The sequence below is a fragment of the Microtetraspora malaysiensis genome (genome assembly GCF_001528665.1).
GTDB lineage: Bacteria > Actinomycetota > Actinomycetes > Streptosporangiales > Streptosporangiaceae > Microtetraspora_A > Microtetraspora_A malaysiensis.
Genome location: NZ_BBYJ01000007.1, coordinates 43,252 through 67,397, shown reverse-complemented (window position 1 = coordinate 67,397; position 24,146 = coordinate 43,252). Strand labels below are relative to the sequence as shown.

The 24,146-nt window shown below is 73.3% G+C and carries 17 protein-coding genes; 13 read left to right on the top strand and 4 right to left on the bottom strand.

Features of this window, described 5'->3' with window-relative positions:
• The first annotated feature begins 5 nt into the window (after nucleotides 1–5).
• From AWQ71_RS08155 to pgfA (AWQ71_RS08135), 6 genes are all read left to right on the top strand, one after another.
• Nucleotides 6–1,598 (top strand): MmpA family trehalose lipid delivery protein, encoded by a 1,593-nt coding sequence (locus AWQ71_RS08155; RefSeq protein WP_067129216.1) that lies wholly within the window; start codon nucleotides 6–8, stop codon nucleotides 1,596–1,598.
• A 136-nt stretch (nucleotides 1,599–1,734) separates the two neighbouring features.
• Nucleotides 1,735–1,866, top strand: a complete 132-nt coding sequence (locus AWQ71_RS44305; RefSeq protein ID WP_281195720.1) for a hypothetical protein — start codon at nucleotides 1,735–1,737, stop codon at nucleotides 1,864–1,866.
• Between the two features lie 267 nt (nucleotides 1,867–2,133).
• Complete coding sequence (locus AWQ71_RS08150; protein WP_067130315.1) at nucleotides 2,134–3,387, top strand: glycosyltransferase family 4 protein; 1,254 nt, start codon at nucleotides 2,134–2,136, stop codon at nucleotides 3,385–3,387.
• A 23-nt stretch (nucleotides 3,388–3,410) separates the two neighbouring features.
• Nucleotides 3,411–7,766: an alpha-(1->3)-arabinofuranosyltransferase gene (locus AWQ71_RS08145; protein WP_157570246.1), complete on the top strand. Its 4,356-nt coding sequence runs from the start codon at nucleotides 3,411–3,413 to the stop codon at nucleotides 7,764–7,766.
• Between the two features lie 5 nt (nucleotides 7,767–7,771).
• A complete protein-coding gene (locus AWQ71_RS08140) occupies nucleotides 7,772–9,637 on the top strand; it encodes a hypothetical protein (protein WP_157570245.1) in 1,866 nt (621 codons plus the stop codon).
• The gene (pgfA, locus tag AWQ71_RS08135) at nucleotides 9,634–10,677 is read left to right on the top strand and encodes a cell envelope lipid trafficking protein PgfA (protein ID WP_067129207.1); all 1,044 of its coding nucleotides are present in this window, start codon (nucleotides 9,634–9,636) and stop codon (nucleotides 10,675–10,677) included. The genes AWQ71_RS08140 and pgfA (AWQ71_RS08135) overlap by 4 nt, the downstream gene beginning before the upstream one ends.
• On the opposite strand, the gene AWQ71_RS08130 is transcribed toward pgfA (AWQ71_RS08135), so the two are convergent.
• A complete protein-coding gene (locus AWQ71_RS08130) occupies nucleotides 10,618–11,370 on the bottom strand; it encodes a class I SAM-dependent methyltransferase (protein WP_067129203.1) in 753 nt (250 codons plus the stop codon). The genes pgfA (AWQ71_RS08135) and AWQ71_RS08130 overlap by 60 nt on opposite strands.
• A gap of 80 nt (nucleotides 11,371–11,450) precedes the next feature.
• On the opposite strand from AWQ71_RS08130, the gene AWQ71_RS08125 reads away from it, so the two are divergent.
• Complete coding sequence (locus AWQ71_RS08125) at nucleotides 11,451–13,385, top strand: hypothetical protein (RefSeq protein ID WP_067129200.1); 1,935 nt, start codon at nucleotides 11,451–11,453, stop codon at nucleotides 13,383–13,385.
• Nucleotides 13,386–13,396: 11 nt separating this feature from the next.
• Here AWQ71_RS08125 and AWQ71_RS08120 read toward each other — a convergent pair whose 3' ends face one another.
• Entirely contained in the window at nucleotides 13,397–14,725 is a 1,329-nt protein-coding gene (locus AWQ71_RS08120) for an acyltransferase family protein (protein ID WP_245658174.1), read from the bottom strand.
• Between the two features lie 111 nt (nucleotides 14,726–14,836).
• On the opposite strand from AWQ71_RS08120, the gene pgfA (AWQ71_RS08115) reads away from it, so the two are divergent.
• From pgfA (AWQ71_RS08115) to AWQ71_RS08090, 6 genes are all read left to right on the top strand, one after another.
• Complete coding sequence (gene pgfA, locus AWQ71_RS08115) at nucleotides 14,837–15,757, top strand: cell envelope lipid trafficking protein PgfA (RefSeq protein ID WP_067129197.1); 921 nt, start codon at nucleotides 14,837–14,839, stop codon at nucleotides 15,755–15,757.
• Nucleotides 15,757–16,737, top strand: coding sequence for a decaprenyl-phosphate phosphoribosyltransferase (locus AWQ71_RS08110; protein ID WP_084258694.1), 981 nt, complete (start codon nucleotides 15,757–15,759; stop codon nucleotides 16,735–16,737). The genes pgfA (AWQ71_RS08115) and AWQ71_RS08110 overlap by 1 nt, the downstream gene beginning before the upstream one ends.
• The gene (gene dprE1 / locus AWQ71_RS08105; protein WP_067129194.1) at nucleotides 16,734–18,074 is read left to right on the top strand and encodes an FAD-binding oxidoreductase; all 1,341 of its coding nucleotides are present in this window, start codon (nucleotides 16,734–16,736) and stop codon (nucleotides 18,072–18,074) included. The genes AWQ71_RS08110 and dprE1 overlap by 4 nt, the downstream gene beginning before the upstream one ends.
• Nucleotides 18,075–18,102: 28 nt before the next feature.
• Complete coding sequence (dprE2, locus tag AWQ71_RS08100) at nucleotides 18,103–18,861, top strand: decaprenylphospho-beta-D-erythro-pentofuranosid-2-ulose 2-reductase (RefSeq protein ID WP_067130307.1); 759 nt, start codon at nucleotides 18,103–18,105, stop codon at nucleotides 18,859–18,861.
• Nucleotides 18,862–19,067: 206 nt separating this feature from the next.
• Complete coding sequence (locus AWQ71_RS08095) at nucleotides 19,068–20,180, top strand: NAD(P)H-dependent flavin oxidoreductase (protein ID WP_067129191.1); 1,113 nt, start codon at nucleotides 19,068–19,070, stop codon at nucleotides 20,178–20,180.
• Nucleotides 20,181–20,356: 176 nt separating this feature from the next.
• Nucleotides 20,357–22,216 (top strand): hypothetical protein, encoded by a 1,860-nt coding sequence (locus AWQ71_RS08090; protein ID WP_157570244.1) that lies wholly within the window; start codon nucleotides 20,357–20,359, stop codon nucleotides 22,214–22,216.
• A 23-nt stretch (nucleotides 22,217–22,239) separates the two neighbouring features.
• On the opposite strand, the gene AWQ71_RS08085 is transcribed toward AWQ71_RS08090, so the two are convergent.
• Complete coding sequence (locus tag AWQ71_RS08085; protein WP_067129186.1) at nucleotides 22,240–23,082, bottom strand: SGNH/GDSL hydrolase family protein; 843 nt, start codon at nucleotides 23,080–23,082, stop codon at nucleotides 22,240–22,242.
• 115 nt (nucleotides 23,083–23,197) lie between these two features.
• Nucleotides 23,198–24,013, bottom strand: coding sequence for a crotonase/enoyl-CoA hydratase family protein (locus tag AWQ71_RS08080; protein WP_067130304.1), 816 nt, complete (start codon nucleotides 24,011–24,013; stop codon nucleotides 23,198–23,200).
• Between the last annotated feature and the right edge of the window lie 133 nt (nucleotides 24,014–24,146).

Sequence of the window (24,146 nt, the reverse complement as noted above, 5' to 3'; positions counted from 1 at the left end):
CCCGGTTGGCCCCCCGGCACGCCCGCGCGCTCGCCCGCCTCGGCCCTGCGGCGCTCGGGCTGCTGCTCGGGGCGCTGGCGCTCGGGCCCGCGCTGGGGCCGGGGTACGTGCTGCGGTACGACATGGTGTTCGTGCCGGACCCGCCGCTGGTCCTCGGATCGGGCGGGTCCGGCGGCTTCCCCCGGGCGGTGCCGAGCGACCAGGTCGTGGCGCTGCTGTCGCTCGCGCTCCCGGCGGACGTGGTGCAGAAGGCGCTCCTGCTCGTCGTCTTCGTGCTCGCCGCGTCGGGGGCGGCGGCGCTGCTGCCGGGGGACCGGCCGGCGGCGCGGCTCGCGGCCGCCGCCTTCTACGCGTGGAACGCCTATCTCGCGCAGCGGCTGCTGCTCGGCCAGTGGGCGCTGCTCCTGGGGTTCGCCGGGCTGCCCTGGGCGGTGCGCGCGGCGGCGCGCGGCCCCACCACCCGGCGGGACGCCGTACGGCTGGCGGCGGCGCTCGTCCCGGCGGCGGTCGGCGGCTTCCAGGCGACGCTGGTCACCGCGATCACCGTGCTGCCGGTGGCGGCGCTGTCCGGACGGCCCCGCGCCCTGCGGGTGGGCGTGCCGGTGACCGCGCTGCTCGTCGCGGTGCTCAGCCTGCCGTGGCTGGTCCCGGCGCTGGCCTCGCGCGCGGTGACGGACCCGGCGGGGGTGGAGGCGTTCGCGGCGCGGGCCGACGGGCCCTTCGGGACGCTCGGCAGCCTGCTCAGCCTCGGGGGCGTCTGGAACGCCGAGGCGGAGGTGCCGGGGCAGGGCTCGTGGAGCGTCGCCGCCGTACGTCTCGTCCTCAGCCTGGTGGCGCTGGCCGGGTTCGCGGGATTCGCCCGGGCCGCCGTCGCGGGAGAGCGGCGGTTCGCCCGCGGGCCGGCGGTGGCGGCGGTCGTGGGACTGGGAGTGGCGGCTGTCGTGGGTCTGGGCGTGGCCGGCCTCGGCGCGTTCGCCCCCGGCGTGCTCAAGGGGCTGATCGGGTGGTGGCCGGGGTTCGGCCCGTTCCGCGACGGCCAGCTCTTCATCGCGCCTCTCGTGCTCTGCCAGGCGCTGGGCTTCGCGTACGCCGCCGACCGGCTCGGGCGGGTCGGGTTCGCCGCGGCGGCCGTGCCGGTGCTGGTGCTGCCGACGTTCGCCCTGGGCGCGTTCGGCCGGCTGGCGGCGGTGGACTATCCGGACGCGTGGCGGCGGGTCCAGGCGGTGGTCAACGCCGACCCGGCCCCGGGCGCGCTGGTGTCGCTGCCGTGGGGCGCGCACCGCGCGTTCGCGTGGAACGGCGGGCGGGTGATCCTCGACCCGGCCACCAAGATGTTCGCCCGGCCGGTTCTGTGGGACGACACGCTGGTGGTCGAGCGGCGGGCCGGGGGCGTGATCCGGGTCGCGGCGGAGGCGCCGCGGGCCCGGCGGATCGGCGCGTTGATCCGGGATGGGCGCGGCCCGCTCACCGCGGCGTTCGTCCGCGAAGAAGTGAGATTCGTTCTCATCGCGCAAAAAAATGAGAACGAGTTCTCGTCTCGGTTTCCCGGTGTGCGGCCGATTCTCCGCGCCGGAGAGCTGCTCTTGTTGCGGCTGTGAGCTGCGATTATTCGGCAATTAGCCCAGTACCAGAGGGTAACTTGCATTGTCACGGTTTGACTAACGCTCTGGCTTATGACCTGTATCACGTTCTACTCTCGGCACACTGCGTACGGACCCGGGAGGGAGAGGCACGATGTTGAAGGTGCTGGCCGCGTTGGCGGTCGGAGCGGTGCTCGCCGGCGTCGCCTCAGTGGCGGTTGTCAATGTCGCATCGCCGACGCCGGAGCCTCCGAACAAGCCGCTCTACAACTACGGCACTCGCTGATTTCTCCGATCGCACTGATCTAGATCACCGGTAATTCCGGTCCGCGGGCCCGGCGGGCGATGGGTTCTGTTTCGCCATGCCTTTTTCCGGGTCTCCGGGCCGCCGCAAGTGTTCACGAAATTTCCCGCCTTTTCGATTTTCTTCGCAGAACGCGGCGGAGCCGCATCAGAAAGCCGGGCGCGGCGGAGCCGTACCGGACTCAGGGTGCGGCGGAGCCCGCACCAGGGAGCACAGTGCGGCGGAGCCGTACGAGGAACGGGAGGAGTGATCGTGGCCGTACCGGAAGTGGGCGCGAACGGCAGCCCGTTCGCGCCCGAGCGGCGCGGCCGGCACCGTCCCCAGCTCCTCGGGGCCGCCGCCGCCCCCCAGCCCTCCTTGCGCGGCGTGCGGGTCGCCGTGCTCAACTTCCGCGAACCGCTCCAGTCGGCCGCCGGGGGCGCCGAGGAGTACGCCTGGCAGGTCAGCCGCTTCCTCGTGGGCGAGGGCGCGCTGGTCCACTTCGTCACCAGCCGGGAGCCCGGGCAACGCGCGGCCGAGCGGCGGGACGACATCGAGCTGCGGCGGATGGGGAACCGCTACCTCGTCTACCTGCTCGTGTCGCTGTGGCTGCTGCTCAGGCGGCGGAGGTTCGACCTGGTCATCGACTCGATGAACGGCATTCCGTTCTTCGCGCCCCTGGTCGTCGCGCGACGCACCGCCGTCGTGTCGCTGGTCCACCACGTCCACGACCGGCAGTTCTACGCGTTCTTCCCCCGCTGGCTGGCGTGGATCGGCTGCTTCGTCGAAGGGCCGGTCGCCCGCGTCGTGTACCGGAACCGGACCACGGTCACCGTCTCGGAGTCGTCGCGCGACGAGCTGCGCGCCCGGCTGCGCTGGCGGGCGCCGATCGTGGTCATCCCCAACGGGAGCCCGGTCGTCCGGCCCATCGCCGACATGCCGGTGCGGGGCGAGCCGGCCCTCGTGTACGTGGGCCGCCTCGTCGGGCACAAGCGGATCGACCGGGTCGTGGACCTCGCCGCCGACCTGCGTGCGGCGTGGCCGGGCCTGGCCGTCCACGTGGTCGGGCGCGGTCCCGAGCTGGACCCGCTCGCGCGGCGGGCGCGGGAGCGCGGCGTGACCGAGCGGGTGCGCCTGCACGGTTACCTCGCGGAGCCGGAGAAGAACGCGGTCATCAAAGCGGCGGTGCTCAACGTGACCGCCTCGGAGTTCGAGGGCTGGGGCCTCACGGTGATCGAGGCGGCGGCGCTCGGCGTGCCCACCGTGGCGTACGACGTGGCCGGGCTGCGCGACTCGGTCAACGACGGGGTGACGGGCTGGCTGGTACGCGAGGGCGACTGTCTGGCCGCCGTCGTCGAACGCGCGCTCAAGGAGCTGGCCGACCCGGCGCGGCGCGCCCGGATCCAGGCTGCATGCCGAAACTGGGCAAGGGAGTTCACATGGGGCAAAACCGGAGCTAGCATGGCGGATCTCATCGCCGCCGAGCTCGCCAAGAGCACCCCCCTTCCCGGAGCAGCTCAGTGACCCTTGCCGGCTGGATCCGCCAGGTGGCACCACCCCCCTCAGTCCACGAGAACGGGCCCGGGAACGGCCCCCGGAACGGCCGTGAGAACGGCAGGGAGAGCCGCGCCGCGGCCGACTCCGGGACGCGGTCGCACCACGACGGCGGTGACGGCGGGCGGGACGGCGGTGGCGGGGACGGCGGCGACGGCGGCGACGGCGGCTACAGCGCGCGCTTCCGGCATCGGCTGCGTCTGCTCGCGGGATGCCTGCTCCTCGCCGCGGTGGCCTTCAACACCGCCACCGAGAAGATCATCGCCGAGACCAAGCTCGACATGGCGGTCAACCCGCTGGCGTTCCTCGGCCGCGCGCTGCACCTGTGGGACGACGCCTACTTCGGCCACCTGCAGAACCAGGCATACGGCTACCTGTTCCCGATGGGCCCCTTCTACGCGCTGTTCCTCGCGCTGGACATGCCCGCGTGGAACGTGCAGCGCCTGTGGATGACGTTCGTGCTGTGCGCCGCCTTCCTCGGGACGGTCCAGCTCGCCCGCGCGCTGCGGATCGGCACGCCGGGCGCCCGGATCCTCGCCGGGTTCGCGTACGCGCTGGCCCCGCACGCGCAGGCGCTGATCGGCATCAACTCCTCGGAGTTCCTGCCCAGCGCGTTGCTGCCGTGGGTCATGCTGCCGCTGGTCAAGGGGGCCAGGGGTGAGCTGGGGCCGCGCCGGGCGGCGGCGCTGTCGGGGGTCGCGTTCCTGTTCTGCGGCGGCGTCAACGCGGCCGCCGAACTGGCCGTCCTGATCGTCCCCTTCGTCTACCTGCTCACCCGGACGCCGGGGCCGCGCCGCCGGCGGCTGCTCGCCTGGTGGCTCGGCGCGGTCGCCGCCGTCGCCTGCTGGTGGCTGGTCCCGCTGCTGGTGATGGGCCGGTACGTCTTCTCGTTCCTGCCGTACATCGAGAACGCCGCCGCCACCACCCAGGTCACGTCGCTCACCAACACCCTGCGCGGCACGTCGAGCTGGCTCGCGTTCCTGTCCGTGGACGGCGAGCCGTGGATGGCCGTGGCCTACGAGCAGGCGCTGCGCCCCTGGCTGATCGTCGTCACGGTGCTGACCGCCTGCCTCGGACTGGTCGGCCTGCTGCGCCGTGACCTGCCCGAGCGCGCCTTCCTGCTGATCTCGCTCCTGACCGGCGTGGCGATCGTGGTCGCCGGGCACGCCAGCGCGGTCGCCGGCCCGCTCAACCCTCCCGTGCTCGGCCTGCTCGACGGCGTGCTCGCGCCGTTCCGCAACCTGCACAAGTTCGACGCCCTGATCCGGCTGCCCATGGCGCTCGGCCTGGCCGGGCTGCTCACCCTGGCCCGGGCGCGGTGGCGGCCGCCGCTCGCCGCGGCGAGCGCCGCGCTGGTCGCGCTCACCTGCGTGCCCGTGGTCGCCCAGGGGCTCGCCCCCTCCGGGGCGTTCGCGGAGATCCCGGACTACTGGAAGCAGGCGACGACCTGGCTGGACGACAACGCGGGCGACGGCACGGTGCTCGCCCTGCCCGGGTCCAAACGCGGCGAATACCTGTGGGGCCGCCCCCTCGACGAGCCCATGCAGCCGCTGCTCACCACGCGCTGGGCGACGTACACCATCGTGCCGTGGGGATCGGCGGGCGTCACCCGGCTGCTCGCGGCCATCGACGACCGCTTCTCCAGCGGCCGGGGGTCGGCCGGGCTCACCGCCACCCTGCGCCGGATCGGGGTCTCCCACCTCGTCGTGCGCAACGACCTCGACCGGCGCACGATCGGCGGCGCCTGGCCGGCCCGCATCCACCAGGCGATCGAGGACTCGCCCGGCCTCACGCTGGTGGCGAAGTTCGGCCCCGGCGTCGGGATCGCCCAGAACGACACCGCCTCCGGCTGGCTGGACCAGCCGTACCACGCGGTGGAGATCTACCAGGTCGGGGACCCCGCGCCGCGCGCCGGGACCGTGCCGGTCGCGGGCGCGCTGCGGGTGGGCGGGGCGCCGGAGGCCCTGCTCACCCTCGCCGAGCAGGACCTCCTCTCCGGCGACCGCCCGGTGATTCTCGGGGACGACCCGGGCGCCCTGGACATCCCGCCGTACGACACGATCGTCACCGACACCCTGCGGAAGAGGGGGGTCGCGCTCAGCGACCTCAGGCAGTCGTCCACCGCCACCCTGACCAGGGACGACCCCGACCCGGGCACCGACCTGACCGACCCGGCGTGGACGACGTTCCAGTCGACCGCCCGGCTGTTCGAGATCGTGGACGTGCGCGCCTCATCGTCCGAGGCAGACGTGACCGCCATGCCGGGCTCGCGCGACCCCGGGCGCCAGCCGTACGCGGCGCTGGACGGGGACCGGCGGACGGGCTGGCGCTCCAGCGGCTGGAAGGGAGCGGTCGGCGAGTGGCTGGAGGTGCGCCTCACCCGGCCGGTCCGCCTGCCGTACGTGACGATCGCGCTGGAGCAGGCCGCGATCGGGCCGCCGCCGTCGGAGATCGAGGTGGAGACCGACGCGGGCACGCTGCGCCAGCCGGTACGCGCCACCGAGGATGAGCAGCGGCTCGCCGTTCCACCCGGCGAGACGAGCCGGGTCCGCGTCCGGGTCACCCGGCTGGCCTACCCGCCGAAGACGACGCTCGGCAGCCGGGTCGGCGTCACCGAGCTGACCATCCCCGGCGTACGGCCGGGCCGTACCATCGTCGTCCCCGAGGTGCCCGGCGACCGGTCCGGCGAGGCGACCGTGTCGTTCAGCCGCAACGGGAACGTGCCGGCCTGCATGCGCGGCTCCTACGTGTGGACGTGCTCGGGGCGGCTGGAGGTGCTGGGCGAGGACGGGTACGGCTTCGACCGCTCCTACGTCTCGCAGGGGTCGGGGGACCGGGTCGTCACCGGCCGGGCCGTGCTCACCGACCGCACGGCGGTCGAGAAGCTCACCACGCTCCCGAACGACCCGCTGACCGTCACGAGCTCCTCGACCTTCACCGGCCACCCGGCGGCGCTCGCCAGGTCCGCCTTCGACGGCGACCCCAAGACGGTCTGGTACGCCTACCCGTTCGACCGCAAGCCGTCGCTCGACGTGCGGCTGGCCCAGGTGACCACGCTGTCCCGGATCAAGGTCGTCTTTCCCGACTCCCACCTCGGGGCCCCTCCCGTACGGGTGACGCTGCGGGCGGAGGGCGGCGTCCGCGAGGGCTGGGTGGGCCGCGACGGCTGGATCGCCTTCCCTCCGCTCAAGGCGCGCGAGCTGACCATCGAGTTCAGCGCGCCCAGCTCGCGCTCGCTGGAGGTCACCGACATCACGATCCCCGGCGTGCGCCCCCTCGGCGGGCTGGGCGGCTTCCCGCTGCGGCTGCCCTGCGGCTACGGGCCGACGCTGCGGGTCAACGACGTGCCGGTGAACACCGAGATCGTCGAGGGCACGCTGGCGGACGTCCTGGCCGGCCGGGAGCTGACGTACCGGTCGTGCGAGCGGGTGAACGTCCTCCCCGGAGAGACCCGGCTGACCGCGGCGGCGAACGATCCGTACCGCATCCAGACCGCGGTCGTGCGGGCCCCGGGCGCGGCGACGGCGCCAACCACTGGGCCGGCCACTGGGTCGGCCACTGGGTCGGCCACCGTGATGCGCGCGGTCGACGAGGAGGAGTGGACCGGCTGGGAGCGCCGGGTCCGCGTCGCGGCCGGCCGGGAGAGCTACCTGGTCGTCAACGAGAACTTCAACCAGGGCTGGCACGCCTACGCGGGCGACCGGGCGCTGACCGCGGTGCGGCTCGACGGCTGGCGGCAGGCGTGGATCCTGCCCGAGGGCACCGCGGGGACCGTGACCATGCGGTATGAGCCGGACGCGGTGTACCGCGCCGGGCTGGTGGCGGGAGGCGTCCTCTCCCTCCTCGTGGTCGCGCTCGCGCTGGTGCCCGCCCGCCGCCGGGACGGCCGCGTCCTGCCCGCCTGCGCGCCGAGGGGTGTCGCGGCGCGGTGGCTCTGGCCGGTCGCCGCCGCGTACGGCTTCTGGACCGGCGGCGTCGCGGGCCTCGTCGTGCTGGCCGCGCTCTTCGCCGCGACGGTGTGGTTCCGCCGGGTCTCGGCCGCCGCGCACGCCAGACGCGGCGTCCTGTTCCGCCTGCTGCGGGCGCTCGCCTCGCCGCGCCTCGGGATCGTGGCGTTCGCGCTCGCCGGGCTGAGCCTGGCCGTGGGGACATACCTGCTCGGCATGGAGAACGCCGCGTGGGGCCGCCCGCTGACCGATCTGGTGCCCCAGCTCCTCTGCCTGGCGCTGCTCGGCTGCCTGTTCGGGAACATCCCCGGCCGGCCGGCCGTCGTCCGGGCGCCCTCGCCCTCGCCGCCGCCGCGGGTCGAGATCGCCACTCGTGATCCCAGCCTTTCGGGAGTACCGTGACAAACGTGATCACGCCCGTCGAGGGAACGGCGAAGATCCGGATCACGCTCTCGCCCGAACTCGTGTCCTTCCTCGGCGGCACGCGTGACCTCCTCCGCCGGCACGGCCTCCTCCTCACCGCGCTCGGACTCGTCCTGCTGCAGACCGCGTGGAAGGCGTCCGTCGTCGCCGAGGCGTTCTTCAAGGAGGACGACTTCGAGTTCATGGCGCGCGCCGCCGAGAGCGGCCTCACCTGGGACTACCTCACCCGGGTCCATCACGGCCAGTTCATGCCCGGCGGCTTCCTGCTCGCCTGGGTGACCGCCCGGCTCGCGCCGTACGGCTGGGGCCTGGCGAGCGGCACCGTGCTCGCGCTGCACGCGTGCGCCGGCCTGGCCGTCTTCCGGATGCTCCGGGTGGTGTTCGGGCCGCGGCGGGCCGTCATCGTGCCGCTGCTCGTCTTCCTCGTCGCCCCGGTGACCGTGCCCGCGCTCGCCTGGTGGGCGGCCGGCCTCAACACCGCGCCGCTGCAGATCGCGCTGCCCATGGCGGTCGCCTCGCACGTGCTGTACCTGCGCTCCGGGCGGGCTGTCCACGTCGCGGCCGCCGCCGGGTGGACGCTGTTCGGGCTGGCCTTCTTCCTCAAGGCGTTCGCGATCCCGCTGGTCCTGCTCGCGCTGACCGCCGTCTACTTCGGCGGCCCGCGCGCCGCGCTGCGACGGCACGCCCGGGTCTGGCTCCTGTACGGCGGGGCGCTCCTCGCCTACCTGGCGCTGTATCTGGTCCGCGCGGCGGCGGGCGACGCCGAGGGCGGCGGCGTGCCCGAGGCGGACGACGCGGTCGGGTTCGTGTGGGAGCTGGTCGCGCGCACGTTCCTGCCGACCGTGCTCGGCGGGCCGTGGAAGTGGTTCTCCGGCGGCGACTGGGCGGTGACGTCGCCGCCCGGCCTGCTCGTCGCGCTCTCCTTCGTGGCGGTCGCCGCCCTGTTCGCCGGCACCGTGCGCTACCGCCGCCACGCCGCCGCCGCGTGGGGGATCCTCCTGGCGTACGTCGTGGTCGCGGACATCGTGCCGCCGCTCTACGGCCGCGTCTCCCTGGTGGGCTCCTTCGCGGGCAGCGACTCGCGCTACGTGGCGGACGCGGTGCCGCTGCTCGCGCTGGTCGCGGCCCTCGCCGTGCTGCCGATCGCGGGCGAGGCGGCGCCGTACCGCAGGGCACTGCCGTCCCGGGAGGCCGTCTACGGCCTGGGCGGCCTGCTGGTGGGCGGGTTCACGGTCGCCTCGCTGGCGTCCACGGCCGTCTTCGGCGGCCACCTCGGGAGCGCGCGGCGCCATTCCTACCTCGTGACCGCCGAGCGGGCCCTCGCCGCCGCCCCCGCGGACGCCGTCGTCTACGACCGGACGGCGCCCGCCGACGTCCTGGCCCCGTCCTACGGCTCGTACGCGCTGACCTCGCGGGTGCTCGGGCCGCTCGCGACGCCGGAGCTGCGCAAGCGGATGTACCGGCCCCCGGCGTCGCCCGTGGGGTTCGTCTTCGACGACGCCGGACGGCTGGTCCCGGCCGAGGTGAAGGGGGAGCGGACCGTGCCGACCGCCCTCGACGGGTGCTGGCCGGCGTCCGGAGCCGCCGTCGAGGTGCCGATCAGGAGGCCGGCCACGGCCGCGGGGCCGGCGGGCACGCTGGTCCGGCTCGGGTACGCCTCGCGCGTGGCGGTCAGGGTGACGCTGTGGATCGGGGACAGGAACACCCAGCTCCTCCTCAGGGAGGGCTTCGGCAAGGTCTTCTTCCTCGTCCCGCCCGGTGTCGACCGGGTGCTGGTCACCGACGTCCCGGCGGGCAGCGGTTTCTGCACCGGCGACGTCACCGTCGGGGAGGCCGTGCCCACGCCATGACCCCGCCGACGACCCTGACGTCCACCCCGGCCCTCGCGAGCGCGGCCCGCGCGGCCGCCGCCCTGCTGCGCACGGCCGCCACGCGGCGCGCCCTGGCGCTGGTGCTGGTCGGCGCGGGCGGCTTCCTGCTGACGCTGGTGCCGCTGCTGCGCGGCTACGTGTACGACCAGGTGGTGCGCGCCCCGCTGGAGCGGTCGTCGGTCGCCCGCCTGTACGCCAAGTCGGCGACGTTCTTCGACCCGGCGACCCAGAGCAGGCGCGCCGGGCCGATCGTGCTGACCCGTACGGTCACCGGCGACGCGAAGGCCGGGGACGACGACCACGCGGTGTGGATCGAGTTCGCCTCGCTCACCACGCTCGAAGGCGACCGGATCGGCTACCACGAGCGGCGGGTCGGCTTCGACCGGCGGACCGGCGCGATCGCCGACTGCTGCGGCGCGTACGTGGACGGCGACACCTCGGCCCGCCAGTCCGGCCTGGCCTTCCGGTGGCCCCTCGGCGCGCAGGAGCGCGACTACGAGTACTACGACGTCGAGTCGCGGCGGGCGCTGCCCATCGCGTTCTCCGGCGCCGAGACGCTGAACGGCACGCTCACCTACCGGTACACGCAGCGCACCCTGCCGGTGAAGATCGAGGACGTGGCGACGCCGCTCCCCGGGCGGCTGCTCGGCCTGCCCGGGACGCGCTCGGCGCCGGTCACCCGCTGGGCCCGGACCGAGCGGACGATCTGGGTGGAGCCGGTCAGCGGCGTCCCGGTCAAGACCGAGGAGCGGGTCCGGCACACCTTCCGCACCGCCGACGGCGTGGACCGGCTGGTCGCCCTCCAGGCGGATCTGCGCACGCCGGCGGAGGATCTGGCCGCGAACCTGGCCGAGGCCGAGGCGTTCGCGTCGTGGACGCGGTGGATCCGCGTGGTCCTCCCGATCGCCGGGGTCGCCCTCGGCGCCGTCCTGGTCGGCGCGGGGCTGCTGCTCCGCAGGTCAGCGCTTGCGGAGCACGAGGAGCAGGTTCCAGGTCACGACCTCCCGGACGCCCGGTAGGAGGACGACATGCCTGGCCCACCGGGGGTGATAACGCGGAAGCGCCTCGACCAGCTCGGCGTCCCCCCGGAGGTGCTCACGGCGGGCCCAGGCGAGCATCTCCGCCACGGTCACCGCGTACATGCTCTCGCCGTAGACGTTCTTGGGGCGGCGGCCGTATCGGCGCTCGTAGCGGCGGGCCGCGCGGTGGCCGCCCAGGTAGTGCCACGGCGACGTCTCGTGGCCGCCCCAGGGCGAGAACCAGCTCGTGTACGAGAGGTAGATGAGCCCTCCCGGCCGGGTGACCCGGACCATCTCGGCGGCCATCGCGCCCGGGTCCGGAACGTGTTCCAGCACGTTGGAGGAGAAGCAGACGTCCACGGAGCCGGTGCGCAGCGGCAGGCACAGGGCGCTGCCGAGCACCGCGCCCTCCGGCATGGCGCCGTCCCTGGCCAGCATCTCGCCCGCGTCGCAGTCGACGCACACCGGGCGCGCGCCGGCCTCCCGGAGGGCGTCGGCGAAGTAGCCGGGGCCGCCGCCCACGTCCACGACCAGCGCCCCGTCCAGGCGGGTGTAGCCGCGGAGCTGGGTGACCGTGTCGGTGGCGAGCAGGCCGTAGAAGAAGTCGGGGTCGGTCTGCTCCTTGCGGAACGCGCTCAGCAGCCGGACCGAGCGGGCGAGGTCGGCGCGAAAGGGTGGGATGTGGGTCTCCACGCGGCGGAGCTTACACGGTATATAGAACGTGTTGCGATATAGAACCTGTTTCATTGGCGAATTCTGCGGAAGGGTCCTCCATGACCGAGACGGACGTCGCGCGAGAGGGGCGGCCGGACGTCGTCCAGATCCGCATCCCCTCGCTGCGGCTGGGCCCGGTCGTCCTCGCGGCGCTCGCGCTGATCGTGATCTCGCTGCTGCTCAAGGGCGGGGTACTCGCGCGCGGCTACTTCATCGAGGACGACTTCCTCTTCGTCGGGGACGCATACGAGCACAACCTCACCTGGGACTACCTCACCCGCGTGCACAAGGGGCACCTCATGCCCGGCGCGCTGGGCCTCGTCTGGGTGCTCTCCCGGATCGCCCCCTATAACTGGTTCCTGGTCGCCGCCGTCATGCTGGCGCTGCAGGCGGCGGCGTCCGTGGGGATGCTGGTGCTGCTGCGCCGCCTCTTCGGCGACCGGGTCGGCATCCTCGTCCCGTTCGCCCTGTACCTCTTCGCGCCGCTCACCGTGCCCGCGCTGAGCTGGTGGTCGGCCGCGCTCAACGCCGTGCCGCTCCAGGTCGCCATGGTGTTCTCCCTGGCCGCGCACGCGCGGTTCCTGCGCGACGGGACCGCGCGGCACGCCTGGCAGGGCCTGGCCTGGGCGGCCTTCGGGATGGCGTTCTCCACCAAGGGCGCCTTCCTGCCCCTCGTGACCTTCGCCCTCACCACCGCGTACTTCGGGACGGGTCGTACGCAGGGCTGGGTGCGGGCGGCGGTCCGCGAACTGCGCGCCCGCCCCCGCGTCTGGGGCGCGTACGCGGCGCTGCTCGCCGGCTACACCCTGCTCTACCTCCTGCGGCAGGGGACCGCGGGGGAGGAGGGGGCGGGGGTTCCCAAGGCGGACGTGGCCCTCGGCCTCGCCGGCTGGATGCTCGGCCGCACCTTCCCGACCGGGGCCGTCGGCGGCCCGCTGAACTGGGGCGGCCTGGCCGGAACCGGAGGGCTCGCCGACCCGCCGGTCGCCATGGTCGTGGTTTCCTGGCTCGCGCTGGCCGCCGTGGTGGCGTTCACCTGCCTCTACCGCAGGCGCGCCTGGCGGGCGTGGACCGTCGCCGCCCTCTACGTCGTCGTCGCCGACGCGATCCCGACCATCCTGGCGCGGGGCAGGTACACGGCGCTGGTCGGCACCGAGACCCGCTACGTCGCCGACGCCGTCGTCGTCTTCGCCGTCTGTCTCGCGCTGAGCTCGCTGCCGCTCCGGGGCGAGGGCGACGCCTACCGCAGGCCGCTGCCCGGCGTCATGCCGCTGGCCACGGCCCTGCTCACCGTCGCGTTCCTGGTGGCCTCGGTGGCGTCCGTCAACGCGTACGGGAACACGGTCACCGCCGCCGACCGGGTCCGGCCGTACGTGGAGAACGTGCGGGACGCGCTGGCCCGGCTCCCCGAGGGCGCCCAGATCTACCCCCGGCCCGTTCCCGATCAGGTGGTCCTGCCGTGGAACGGCGACCGGCGGCTGACCTCGCGCGTCCTCGCCCCGCTCGCGGACGAGGCGCTCCGGGCCCGGATGCGCGACCCCGCCCCGGCCGAACGGCCGTACGTCGTGGACGACTCGGGGAAGATCGTGGCGATAGATCACCTTTATGGGTACTTCGACATGGTGGAGGACCTGAACGGCGACGGCGGCAGGGCCACGGGGACCACGGGCCGCAGCGCCGGGGGCAGGGCCAAGGGACGGGCGTGCTACGAGCTGCGGTCCGGCGCCGTCGCCTTCCCCGTCGAGTCGTTCGGCGGCCCCGAAGGGGTGGGCGCCCTGTCGTACCGCAGCACGCGTCCCGTCACGGTCGAGGTGTCCCTGGGCGAGGTGACCCGGCGGCTCGACCTGCCCGCTACGGCGGAGAGCCGGCTCGTCTACTTCCCCCACCCGGGGGCCGGAGCCGGGCTGCGCATCGCCCTCGACGACCCGGGGACCACCGGGTTCTGCCTCAAGGCGGTGGCCTTCGGTGCCGCCGTCCCCGCCCAGCCCCGCTGACGACGACCAGGTCAGGGAGCGGGTTCGAGGGCCCGCTCCTTCGCGGCCGCCGGGCGCGGCGTGTTCACATAGCGGATCAGGCGGCGGGCGGGCTCCTCGACGTACCGGTAGGTCAGGTGCGCGACCAGGATGGTGATCGCGGCCACCGGGACGAAGTTGAGCAGCAGGTCGCCGGTCCAGGTCTGCTGGCCGGTGAACTCGTACCACAGGTAGAGGACGATGAACTGCCAGAGGAACACGCCGTAGGAGATCCGGCCGAGGTAGCTCATCACCCGGTTGCCGAGCAGGGAGCGCACGATGTTCGGCCGGTCGGGCTGCAGCGCGGCCGGCGCGACCAGGCAGAACGCCACCGTGGTGTAGAGGACCTGCTCGAACAGGCCGGTCCACAGCCCGTCGATGCCGACGAACCGCGCCCCGGTGACGGGCGTCGAGGCGATGACGTACGCCAGGACCGCGACCAGCCAGAGGGTTCCGGTGGACGAGGCGATGGCGTGGCAGAAGCGGCGCGGCAGGCCGTCCTCCAGCCGCGCCCAGGCGGCGAGCACCGCGAGCATCATGCCGGGGACGAAGAACGTCCACGAGCGCGGCAGCCACAGGTTCATCCAGGGCCGGTACTCGGGGTGGAACTCGAAGATCGTGTAGACGTACGAGAGCGCCCCGACGGCGGCGAGGCCGACCAGCATCCGCCTGGCCCGGCGGCCGACGTCCGTGACGCCTCCCCTGGTCGCGTACGCGCGGAGCAGCGCGGCCATGATCGGCAGGGTGAGGTAGAACGCGACCTCGACCGAGAGGCTCCACATCTGGCCGAGCCCGCGGGGGCCGAGGCCGAACCACCAGTGGTCGATGTCGTAGTTGTGCAGGAGCAGCAGCATCTCGGTCCACGTCCACGCGTCCGTACGGTGCTCCTCGGCCCACAGCAGCAGGGCGACCACGACGACCAGCCAGTACGCCGGCATGATGCGGAAGAGCCGCTTCCACAGGTAGGTCTGCGTGTCCGGCTCGCGGCCGCCGGAGAGCGCGGACTGGGCCCACGGCCGGTACAGCAGCAGCCCGGACAGCGTGAAGAAGATCGGCACGCCCACCTCGCCCCGGGCCAGCAGCCCGCCGGTGAAGCCGTTGCGCAGCGCGGCGCCGGTCTCGATCGCGACGTGGAACAGCAGGACGCCGAGGGCGGCGAGCGCGCGGATCCCGTCGAGTGACGTCTGGTGCCCGGTGACGGAGGGCAGCCCGACCGGCTCGGCCTCCGCTGGGGCGGGCTCGGGAGATCCGGACGACGGACTGTCCGGAAGGGAGGTCGGAGGGAAGGAGAGCGGGCCGTTACTAGAACCTGTTTCGGTCACTTTTCCGCATCCCTCGTGACGTGGATCACTCTCCGCACTAACATATCGCGAAATAGAACCGGTTTTCAGAACGAAAACGGCAGACGATGCCCCCACCCCCCAGGAGGAGCAATGCGCCGCTTAGTTGGTGTGGTTCTGTTGGCAGCCGGCGCGTTCTTCATCGTTCTCGCACCACTGGTCAAATTCGTGGTGGCGGACAAGCTGATCCAGGCCCCGGCCGACCAGTACTCGATCACCTATCTCAGGGCGGAGAACGCCCAGTACTTCAGCACCCAGGACCTGAAGGTGCTCACCGGCACGCTCGACATCACGGTGACCACCCGGGGCGACGTCAAGGAGGCGAAGGACGACCACGTCGTCTGGGACCAGTTCACCTCGGCCAGCGACGTCACCAACGGGCGGCCGGGCATCTCCATGACGCAGTTCCGCAGCGCCTTCAACAAGTACGACGGCGCCGGCGTGAACTGCTGCGGCGCGAACGTGGACACCGAGCCGGTGCAGCTCGAAGGCCAGATCTACCTGTTCCCCTTCGGCACGGAGAAGAAGACGTACAAGGTCTTCAACTCCTCGACGCGCAAGGCGTACGACGCGACCTTCGCGGGCGAGGACACGATCGACGACATCCCGGTCTACAAGTTCGTGCAGCAGGTGCCGCCGACGGTCGTCCAGAGCCTCAACGTCCCGGCCTCGGTGCTCGGCATGACGGAGACCGGTGACGTCGCGGCCGACCGCGTGTACGACGGCGTGAACACGTTCTGGGTGGAGCCGAAGACCGGCGCGCCGGTGAAGCAGGAGCAGCAGCGCCACGAGGTGCTCAAGACCAGCGACGGCGTCGAGCGCATGCCGGCGTTCGTCGCGACCGCGGTCATGACGCCGGAGACGGTCAAGAACCTGGCCGGCACGGTCCGCGACAACCTGAGCCAGATCACCCTCATCACGATCACACTCCCGGTGGTCTCGTTGCTCCTGGGCATGGCCCTGATCATCGGCGGGATCGTGCTGCTCCGCGGCCCGTCGTCCCGCGAGGCCTGATGGGGCGCGGAGGCGCGCCCGTCCGCCCGCCGGTGGCATCGCCGCCGGCGGGCTTTCGCGCGCGCAGGTCCCTCGCCGTCGGGCTGGTGCGGGCCTGCCGCCCCCGGCAGTGGCTGAAGAACGTGCTGACGTTCGCGGCTCCGGCCGCCGCCGGGGTGCTGACGACCGGGCCCGGCGCGCGCGGCTCGCTCATCGCGTTCGCCGCGTTCTGCCTGGCGGCCAGCGCGACCTACCTCTTCAACGACGCCGCCGACGTGGAGGCGGACCGCAACCATCCGCGCAAGCGGTTCCGGCCGATCGCCGCGGGGATCGTGCCGGTCCCGGTGGCGCGGGCGGCCGGCGCGGTGCTGCTGGTCGCGGGCCTGGCCGTCGGCATGGCCGGGGGATGGCGGCTCGGCGCGGTCGTCGCGGGCTATCTCGTGCTGACCTTCAGCTACACGATCTGGCTCAAGCACCAGCCGGTGGTCGATCTCGTCGCGGTCGCCGGCTGCCACGTGATCCGGGCGTACGCGGGCGCGGTGGCGGTGGCGGTGCCGGTCACGAGCTGGTTCCTGGTCGTGATCACGCTGGGGTCGCTCCTGCTGGTCGCGGGCAAGCGGGAGGCCGAGCTGCGCGCGCAGGAGCGGAAGGGGGTGAAAGTTACACACCCCGCGAAGAGCCGGAACGCCGGCAAGGCGCGGGAAACCCGCTCGACGCTCAGCGTGTACACCACGTCCTATCTGTCCGGAGTCCGGTCGATGACCTCGGGCGCGATGATCGTGACGTACTGCCTGTGGGCGCTCCAGGAGCACCAGGGGGCGGCCCTCGGCCTGCACGCGCTGAGCATCGTCCCGTTCGTCCTCGTCGTCCTGAGACACGCGCTACTTGTGGATCGCGGCATAGGGGAGGAACCTGAGGAACTGGCCCTCAAGGACCGGCCGCTCCAGGTCTTCCTCGGCCTGCTGCTCCTCCTGCTCGCCATCGGGATCTACCTGACATGACGCTTCTGACCGGGTGGGGACGCACCGCCCCCACCCCCGCCACGCTCGCCCGCCCCCGCTCCGCCGACGAGGTCGCGGCGCTGGTGAAGGAGAACACGGCCGGGCGCGGGTTCCTCGCCCGGGGCCTCGGCCGCGCGTACGGCGATGCGGCGCAGAACGCCGGCGGCACGGTCCTGGACTGCACCGCCCTGCGGCCGTCCTGGACGCTCGACCCGGAGGCGGGCGAGGTGACCGCGTCGGCGGGGACCAGCCTGCACGACCTGATGACCGCCCTGGTGCCGCGCGGCTGGTTCGTGCCCGTCACCCCCGGCACGCGGTACGTCACGGTGGGCGGGGCGATCGCGGCCGACGTCCACGGCAAGAACCACCACGTCGACTCATCGTTCGCCGCGCACGTGCGCGCGCTGACCCTGGTCACGGCCGACGGGAGCGTCCGCGTCCTCGGCCCGGCCGACGACCTGTTCTGGGCGACCGTGGGCGGCATGGGCCTGACCGGCGTGATCGTCGAGGCGACCTTCGCGTGCGTCCCCATCGAGACGTCCCGGATGCGGGTGGACGTCGAGCGGACCCGCGACCTGGACCAGACGCTCGACGTGATGACCGCGACCGACGACCGCTACCGCTACACCGTGGCCTGGATCGACCTGATGGCCCGCGGCGGGCGCACCGGCCGGAGCGTGCTCACCCGCGGCGACCACGCGACGCGCGAGGACGTCCGCGGCGTGGTGCGCGGCGACCCGCTCGCGTTCGGCCCCCGGCAGCGCCTGGCCGCGCCGCCCTGGGTGCCGGACGGCCTGCTCAACCGGGCCACCGTCGGCGCGTTCAACGCCGTCTGGTACGGCAAGGCCCCCACGGCCAAGCGCGGCCTGATCCAGGGTGTCACCCCCTTCTTCCACCCGCTGGACGCCGTCGCCGGCTGGAACCGGATGTACGGCTCGGGCGGCCTGGTGCAGTACCAGTTCGTGGTGCCGTTCGGGGCGGAGGACACCCTGCGGCGGGTGGTCGGGACGCTGTCGACCCGCCGGGTGGTGTCGTTCCTCACGGTGCTGAAGCGGTTCGGCGCGGGCACTCCTGGCATGCTGTCCTTCCCGATGCCGGGCTGGACGCTGGCGCTGGACATCCCGGCGGGCGTGCCGGGGCTGGCCGGGCTGCTGCGGGTCTTCGACGACTGGGTCGTGGAGGCGGGCGGGCGGCTCTACCTGGCCAAGGACTCCCGGACGTCGGCCGCGTCGGTCGCCGCGAGCTATCCCCGGTTGGAGGAGTGGCGCGCGATCAGGGACGCCGCCGACCCGGACGGCGTGTTCCGGTCGGATCTGGCCAGGAGGCTGCGGCTGTGAACCGGCCGTCGGGTGAGGAGGGGTGGGCGTGAGGAACGCGCTCGGTTCGGTGGACACGGTGCTGCTGCTGGGCGGCAGGAGCGAGATCGGCCTGGCGATCGTGGCCCGGCTGGTCCGGGACGGCGCGCGCCGGGTCATGCTGGCGGCGCGCGGCGGCACGGTCCCGGATGAGGAGCTGGAGCGGCTGCGGCGGCTCGGCGCCGAGGTGCACGTGGTCGACTTCGACGCGTCCCGGCCCGAGACGCACCAGGACGTGATCGACACGGCCGCGGCCAAGCTGGGCGATCTCGACGTGGTGATCCCGGCCTTCGGCGTGCTCGGCGGCCAGGCGGTCTACGACCGGGATCCGGAGGCGGCCGCCCGCGACGTCGCGGTCAACTTCGGCGGCCACGTCTCGGCCGGGCTCGCCGCGGCGCGGCGGTTGCGCGAGCAGGGCCACGGCACGCTGGTCGTGCTCTCCTCGGTCGCCGGGGTGCGGGTCCGCCGGGCCAACTTCGTGTACGGCTCGGCCAAGGCCGGCCTGGACGGCTTCGCGCAGGGGCTGGGGGACGCCCTGCACGGCTCGGGGGCGCGGGTGCTGATCGTCCGCCCGGGGTTCGTGATCGGACGGATGACCGAGGGGATGACGCCCGCGCCGATGGCGGTGGGTGTGGACGAGGTCGCCGACGCGGTGATCGAGGCGCTCAGGTCGCGGGCGCGGGTGGTGTGGGTCCCGGCGCGGCTGCGGCCCGCCTTCGCGGTGATGCGGCTGCTGCCGCAGGCGATCTGGCGGCGGATGCCCCGCTGACGGCGCGTGAAAGGGGCGTCCCGCGGGAGGCTCCGAGGCGGCTCGGTGGAGCCGCCGGGCGATATAGCGGAAATGGTCTGTATAACGCGTTCTATTTGGCTGTCCGGCTCTGGTTACTGATCAGTAGGTCGGCGTTCAGAAAAGCCGCAGAAAGGTTCTCACTAGAACACGTTGCAGTGCGCTGGGGCCCGGCATACAGTCGGGCCATGCGGACACGTGTCACCGACATGTTCGGGATCGAGTTCCCGATCTTCGCGTTCAGCCACTGCCGTGATGTCGTCGCCGCGGTCAGCCGCGCCGGCGGCATGGGAGTGCTCGGCGCCCTCTACTACACCCCGGAAGAGCTCGAACTGGAGCTCAAGTGGATCGACGAGCACGTCGGCGGCCGGCCGTACGGCGTGGACGTGGTCATGCCGGCCTCCTACGAGGGGGCGGACCTCGGCGTCGACTCTCCCGCCGACCTGCTCGCCCGGCTCCAGGGCATGATCCCGGCCGGGCACCGCCAGTTCGTCGAGGACCTGCTGGCCCGGCACAACGTGCCGCCGCTCACCGGGGACGACCCGGGCAAGGTGCTGCTCGGCTGGACCGACGCGACCGCGCGGCCGCAGGTCGAGGTGGCGCTGCGGCACCCGATCGCGCTGCTCGCCAACGCCCTCGGCCCGCCGCCCGCCGACGTGGTGGAGCAGGCACACGCCCACGGCGTCAAGGTGGCCGCGCTCGCCTCCACGCCGCGCCACGCGGTCAAGCAGGTCGAGGTGGGCGTGGACGTCGTCGTCGCCCAGGGCACCGAGGCCGGCGGCCACACCGGCGAGATCTCCACGATGGTGCTCATCCCCCAGGTGGTGGACGCGGTGGACGTGCCGGTCCTGGCCGCGGGCGGCATCGGCGACGGGCGCCAGATGGCGGCGGGCATGGCGCTCGGCGCCGAGGGCGTGTGGACCGGCTCGATCTGGCTCACCGTCGAGGAGGCCGACACGCCCGAGCTGGCCCGGCAGCGGATCCTCGCCGCCACCTCCCGCGACACGGTGCGCTCCCGGAGCTGGACCGGCAAGCCCGCCCGGCTGCTCAAGAACGAGTGGACCGACGCCTGGGAGTCGGCGGAGTCGCCCGGCACGCTGCCGATGCCGCTCCAGTTCATGCTGATCTCCGACGCGCTGCGCCGGATCGGCCGGTCGGACGCGGGCGAGCTGGCCACGTTCCCGGCGGGTCAGATCATCGGCACGATGAACCAGGTCAAGTCGGCCAAGCAGGTCGTCTTCGACCTGGTCGAGGGCTACGTGGAGACCATGGAGCGCCTCGGCCGCGTCTCCGGCGACTGAGCGGCCACACCCCGCGCCGACGTCGAGAGCGTCCCGGAAATCGGGCCCACCGGCTCCGCGAGCAACCGTTATCGCGGCGTGCTCATCCCCTTGTGGTGATCTGCGGTAGAACGTGACCCTCAGCAGGATTTTCGGCCGCTGCGGGGAGATGCCGACCTCACGGGGGAGCGGAGCCGGTGGAATCGAGAGCTGGAACGGGCGCTTCGCCGAGGAGCTTCGAGATCGAGCTCCCCCGCTGGGTGAGCGTGGCGTTCCTGCGCCGGTGGGCGCTGCCGTCCGCCGCGCTCGCGCTCGTCGCGGCGCAGCTGCTCTGGAAGTGGTCGCTGTTCGGCCGCGGCTACTTCTGGGGTGACGACTTCGCCTTCGTGGCCAGGGCCGCCGAGCGCGGCCTCGGGTGGGACTACCTCACCGCGCCGTGGGGTCCGAAGCTGCTGCCCGCCGGGTTCGCGCTCGCGTGGGTCGTCACCCGGATCGGCGCGTACGGCTGGGAGCTGGCGAGCGGCGCGCTGCTGGTGCTCCAGGCCGCCGCCTCGTTCGCGATGTACCGGCTGCTGCGGGTGCTGTTCGGGGCGCGGGCGCTGATCCTGGTGCCGCTCGGGCTGTACCTCTTCACGCCGCTGACGCTGCCCGGCCTGCTGTGGTGGGCCGCCGGGCTCGAACAGGTGCCGCTGCAGCTCGCGATCTGCATGGCGCTCGCCGCGCAGGCGCACTATGTGCGCACCCGGCGGGCCCGGCATGTCGTCGCGGTCGCCGGGTGGTACCTGTTCGGGCTGGCCGCGTACTTCCTCAAGGCGGCGGTCGGCATCCCGCTGCTGCTGTTCCTGCTCTCGAGCGCGTACTTCACGGCCGGTCCGTGGCCGCGCGGCTGCTGGACCGCGCTGCGCCGGAACCTGCCCGTCTGGGGCGCGCTCGCCGCGGTCCTCGTTCCCGCGGCCGTGCTGTACGTCGTCCGGGCCGACACCGGCCACCAGCCGGTGGGCCTGCCCGGAGCCGGTGAGACCGCGCTGTTCGCCGCGCGGCTCCTGGGCGAGACCTTCCCCACCACCGCCCTCGGCGGCCCGGACGCCTGGTTCGGCGGGATCGTCGCGCCCTCCTGGTGGGGCGTCGCGCTGGCGTGGGCGGTGCTCGGGCTGTACGCGGCGGCGACGCTGGTCCTGCGGGCGCGGGCGGTGCGGGCGTGGGCGATTCTGCTCGCCTACCTGGTGGTCGTCGACCTCGTCCCGGTGCTGCTCGGGCGCGGCACGTTCGAGGCGCAGGCCCTGGAGCCGCGCTACGTGGCCGACGCCGCCGTCGTCCTCGCCCTCTGTGCCGGCCTGACGATCCTGCCGGTGGGGGAGGAGGTGCGGCCGTACCGCGCGCTGCCGCCGCGCGGCCTCGCCGTCCCGGCGGTCTCGGTCGTGCTGGTGGGCGCGTTCCTCGTCGCGTCGTACGTCTCGGCGGACGCGTACACGGCGCAGTTCGCGGCGCAGCGGGCGCGGGCGCGCGGCTACGTCGAGGCGGTCCGGGCGACCCTTGCCGCGGCCCCGGCGACGGCCGACGTCTATCCGCAGTGGCTCCCGGCGGACGTGCTGATCTACGGGTTCGGCGAGAGCAACCTCAGCTCGCATCTGCTCAGCCCGCTCGCCCCGGAACCGCTCCGGGAGCGGATGCGCCACCCGCGCCCCGCCGCCGAGCCGGTGGTGCTCGCCGAGGACGGCCGGAGCCTGGTGCCGCCGCGGATCGTCGGCGGCTACGCCGCGCCCGAGCGGGGCAGCCGGTGCTTCCCGCAGGAGGGCGGCACGGTGACGCTCCCCGTGCGGTCCGACGGGGCGTACGCCGTGGCCGGGTTCACCTACGTCGCCGAGCGGGCCACCGCGGCGACGGCCCGGCTCGGGGCGGCGCGGGCCGAGCTCTCCCTGCGCGCGGGGCAGGCGCGGGTCTACTTCCCCGCCACGGGGACGGGCGCCGCGATGACGCTCACCCTGGCGGACCCGTCGCTGGACCTGTGCGTGACCGGGGTGGTGCTCGGGATCCCCGGCCCGAACACCACCCCGTGACCTGAGAGCCCGGCGGCCGGATATCAGCGGGCCACGGCGTAGAACGTGTCGGCGATGTTGCCGTACCCGTGGCCCTTCGGCAGCCAGACGCCGGGCACGTTGGCGATCCAGCTCCGCGCCACCAGCTCCCAGACGTTGCGCGGCCAGCCGAACGGCGTGTCCTCGGTCCAGTTCTTGGACTGCCAGTCGGCGTTGACCTTGGCGACCTTGAAGCCCCAGGCGCCGTAGTTGACCTTCAGGGTGCTGTTGAGCGTGTCGTTGAGCAGCACGGACTGCTTGGCCTGGCTCTTGCCGTCGTCGCCGAGCAGCCAGGCGGCCACGCCGGGGTTGTACCAGTCCATGCCGATCAGCCGGGTCGAGTGGTGCGCGGCCAGCTTCAGGGCGCCGACGACCTGCGGCATGTAGAGGGCGGCCGAGGCGGTGCCCTTGAGCATGCAGCCCGTGTTCGCGCCGCCGTCGGGCGTGATGCAGCCGTAGATGTCCTGCGCGCCGATGCTGACGGTCACGTACCTGACCTTGGAGCCGTGCTCACGCAGGAACTTCTTGGCCGCGGCGAGCTGCGACTTCGCGCCGTCGTACGAGCAGACGCCGCCCTGGACGAAGGACTTGGTGGTTTCGCCGATGCAGCCGAGCTTGACCAGCTGCAGCGTGGGCTCCTCCGCCCTGAGCTTGGCGTAGAGCTGGTCGGCGTAGCCCTCGTCGGTCGGGACGGTCGCGTTGTCCGGTCCGAGCGGCTGCGCGCCGACGGCGAGGGAGTCGCCGAGGGCGAGGTAGTAGGTCGCGTCGTCGGCCTGGGCGGGGGCGGCCGGGGCGAGCGCCAGCAGGGCGGCGCCGACGGCGGTTGTGATCGCGATACGCGGGGGCATCGTGACGTCCTCCTCGGGGGATGAACCAAGCTACTGCTTGGTAATGGCGGGAGGGATCGTAACGTGCCCCCGGTGTCGCGAACAGTCCCAATTCACAACGCCCGCGGCGCCCCGGTCACGCTCCGCGGTAAACCGGCGGGCGCTTCTCCCGGAAGGCGAGCGCGCCCTCCTTCGCGTCCTGCGAGCCGATGACTGGCCATCCGATGGCGTCGGAGACCTCCAGCGCCTCGGCCTCGCCCATCCCGAGCGTCTCGCGGTACGTCCGCAGGATCGCCTGGACGGCGAGCGGCCCGCACGCGGCCACCTCGGCGGCCAGCTCGCGGGCGTGCTCCAGGGCCGTGCCGTCCGGGACGACCCGGTTGACCAGGCCCATCGCCAGCGCCTCGGACGCGCTGATCGCCCGGCCGGTGAGCAGGATGTCCATCGCGAACGCGTACGGGATCTGGCGCGGGAGCCGGATGGCGCAGCCGCCCATCGGGAAGAGCGCCCGCCTGGCCTCGAACAGGCCGAGGGTGGCGCTCTCGGCGACGACCCGCAGGTCGGTGCCGACCAGCAGTTCGGTGCCGCCGGCCACGGCGTACCCCTCGACCGCGGAGATGATCGGCTTGGTGGGCAGGGACGCGGTGTCGCGGAGCAGGCCCTTCCAGTGGTAGTCCCCGATCTCCGCGGCCCGGCGGCGGGTCCGCTCGTCGCCCGAGGGCGACCCCATGGCCTTGAGGTCCGCTCCGGCGCAGAACGTGCCGTCCGCGCCGGTCAGGATGCCTGCCCGGACCTCCGGCTCGGCCGAGATGTAGGCCCACGCGTCGGCCAGGCCGACCAGCATGTCGGTCGAGAGCGCGTTCTTGGCCTCGGGGCGGTCCATCGTGACGATCACGACGGGGCCGTCCCTCTCGACCCGGCAGTGCGGCGTGCTGATCGGCAGGAGATCCACGGACACCTCCGCTTAGTCAAGCGCTTGGTCACGCAAGAGAGAACCTGATCCTAGATCGGCCCCGCCCGCCGCCGCCAGATTGACAAATCAAGCGCTTGATCGGCGGCGGTGCCCGGGGTTAGTCTGCCCGCAA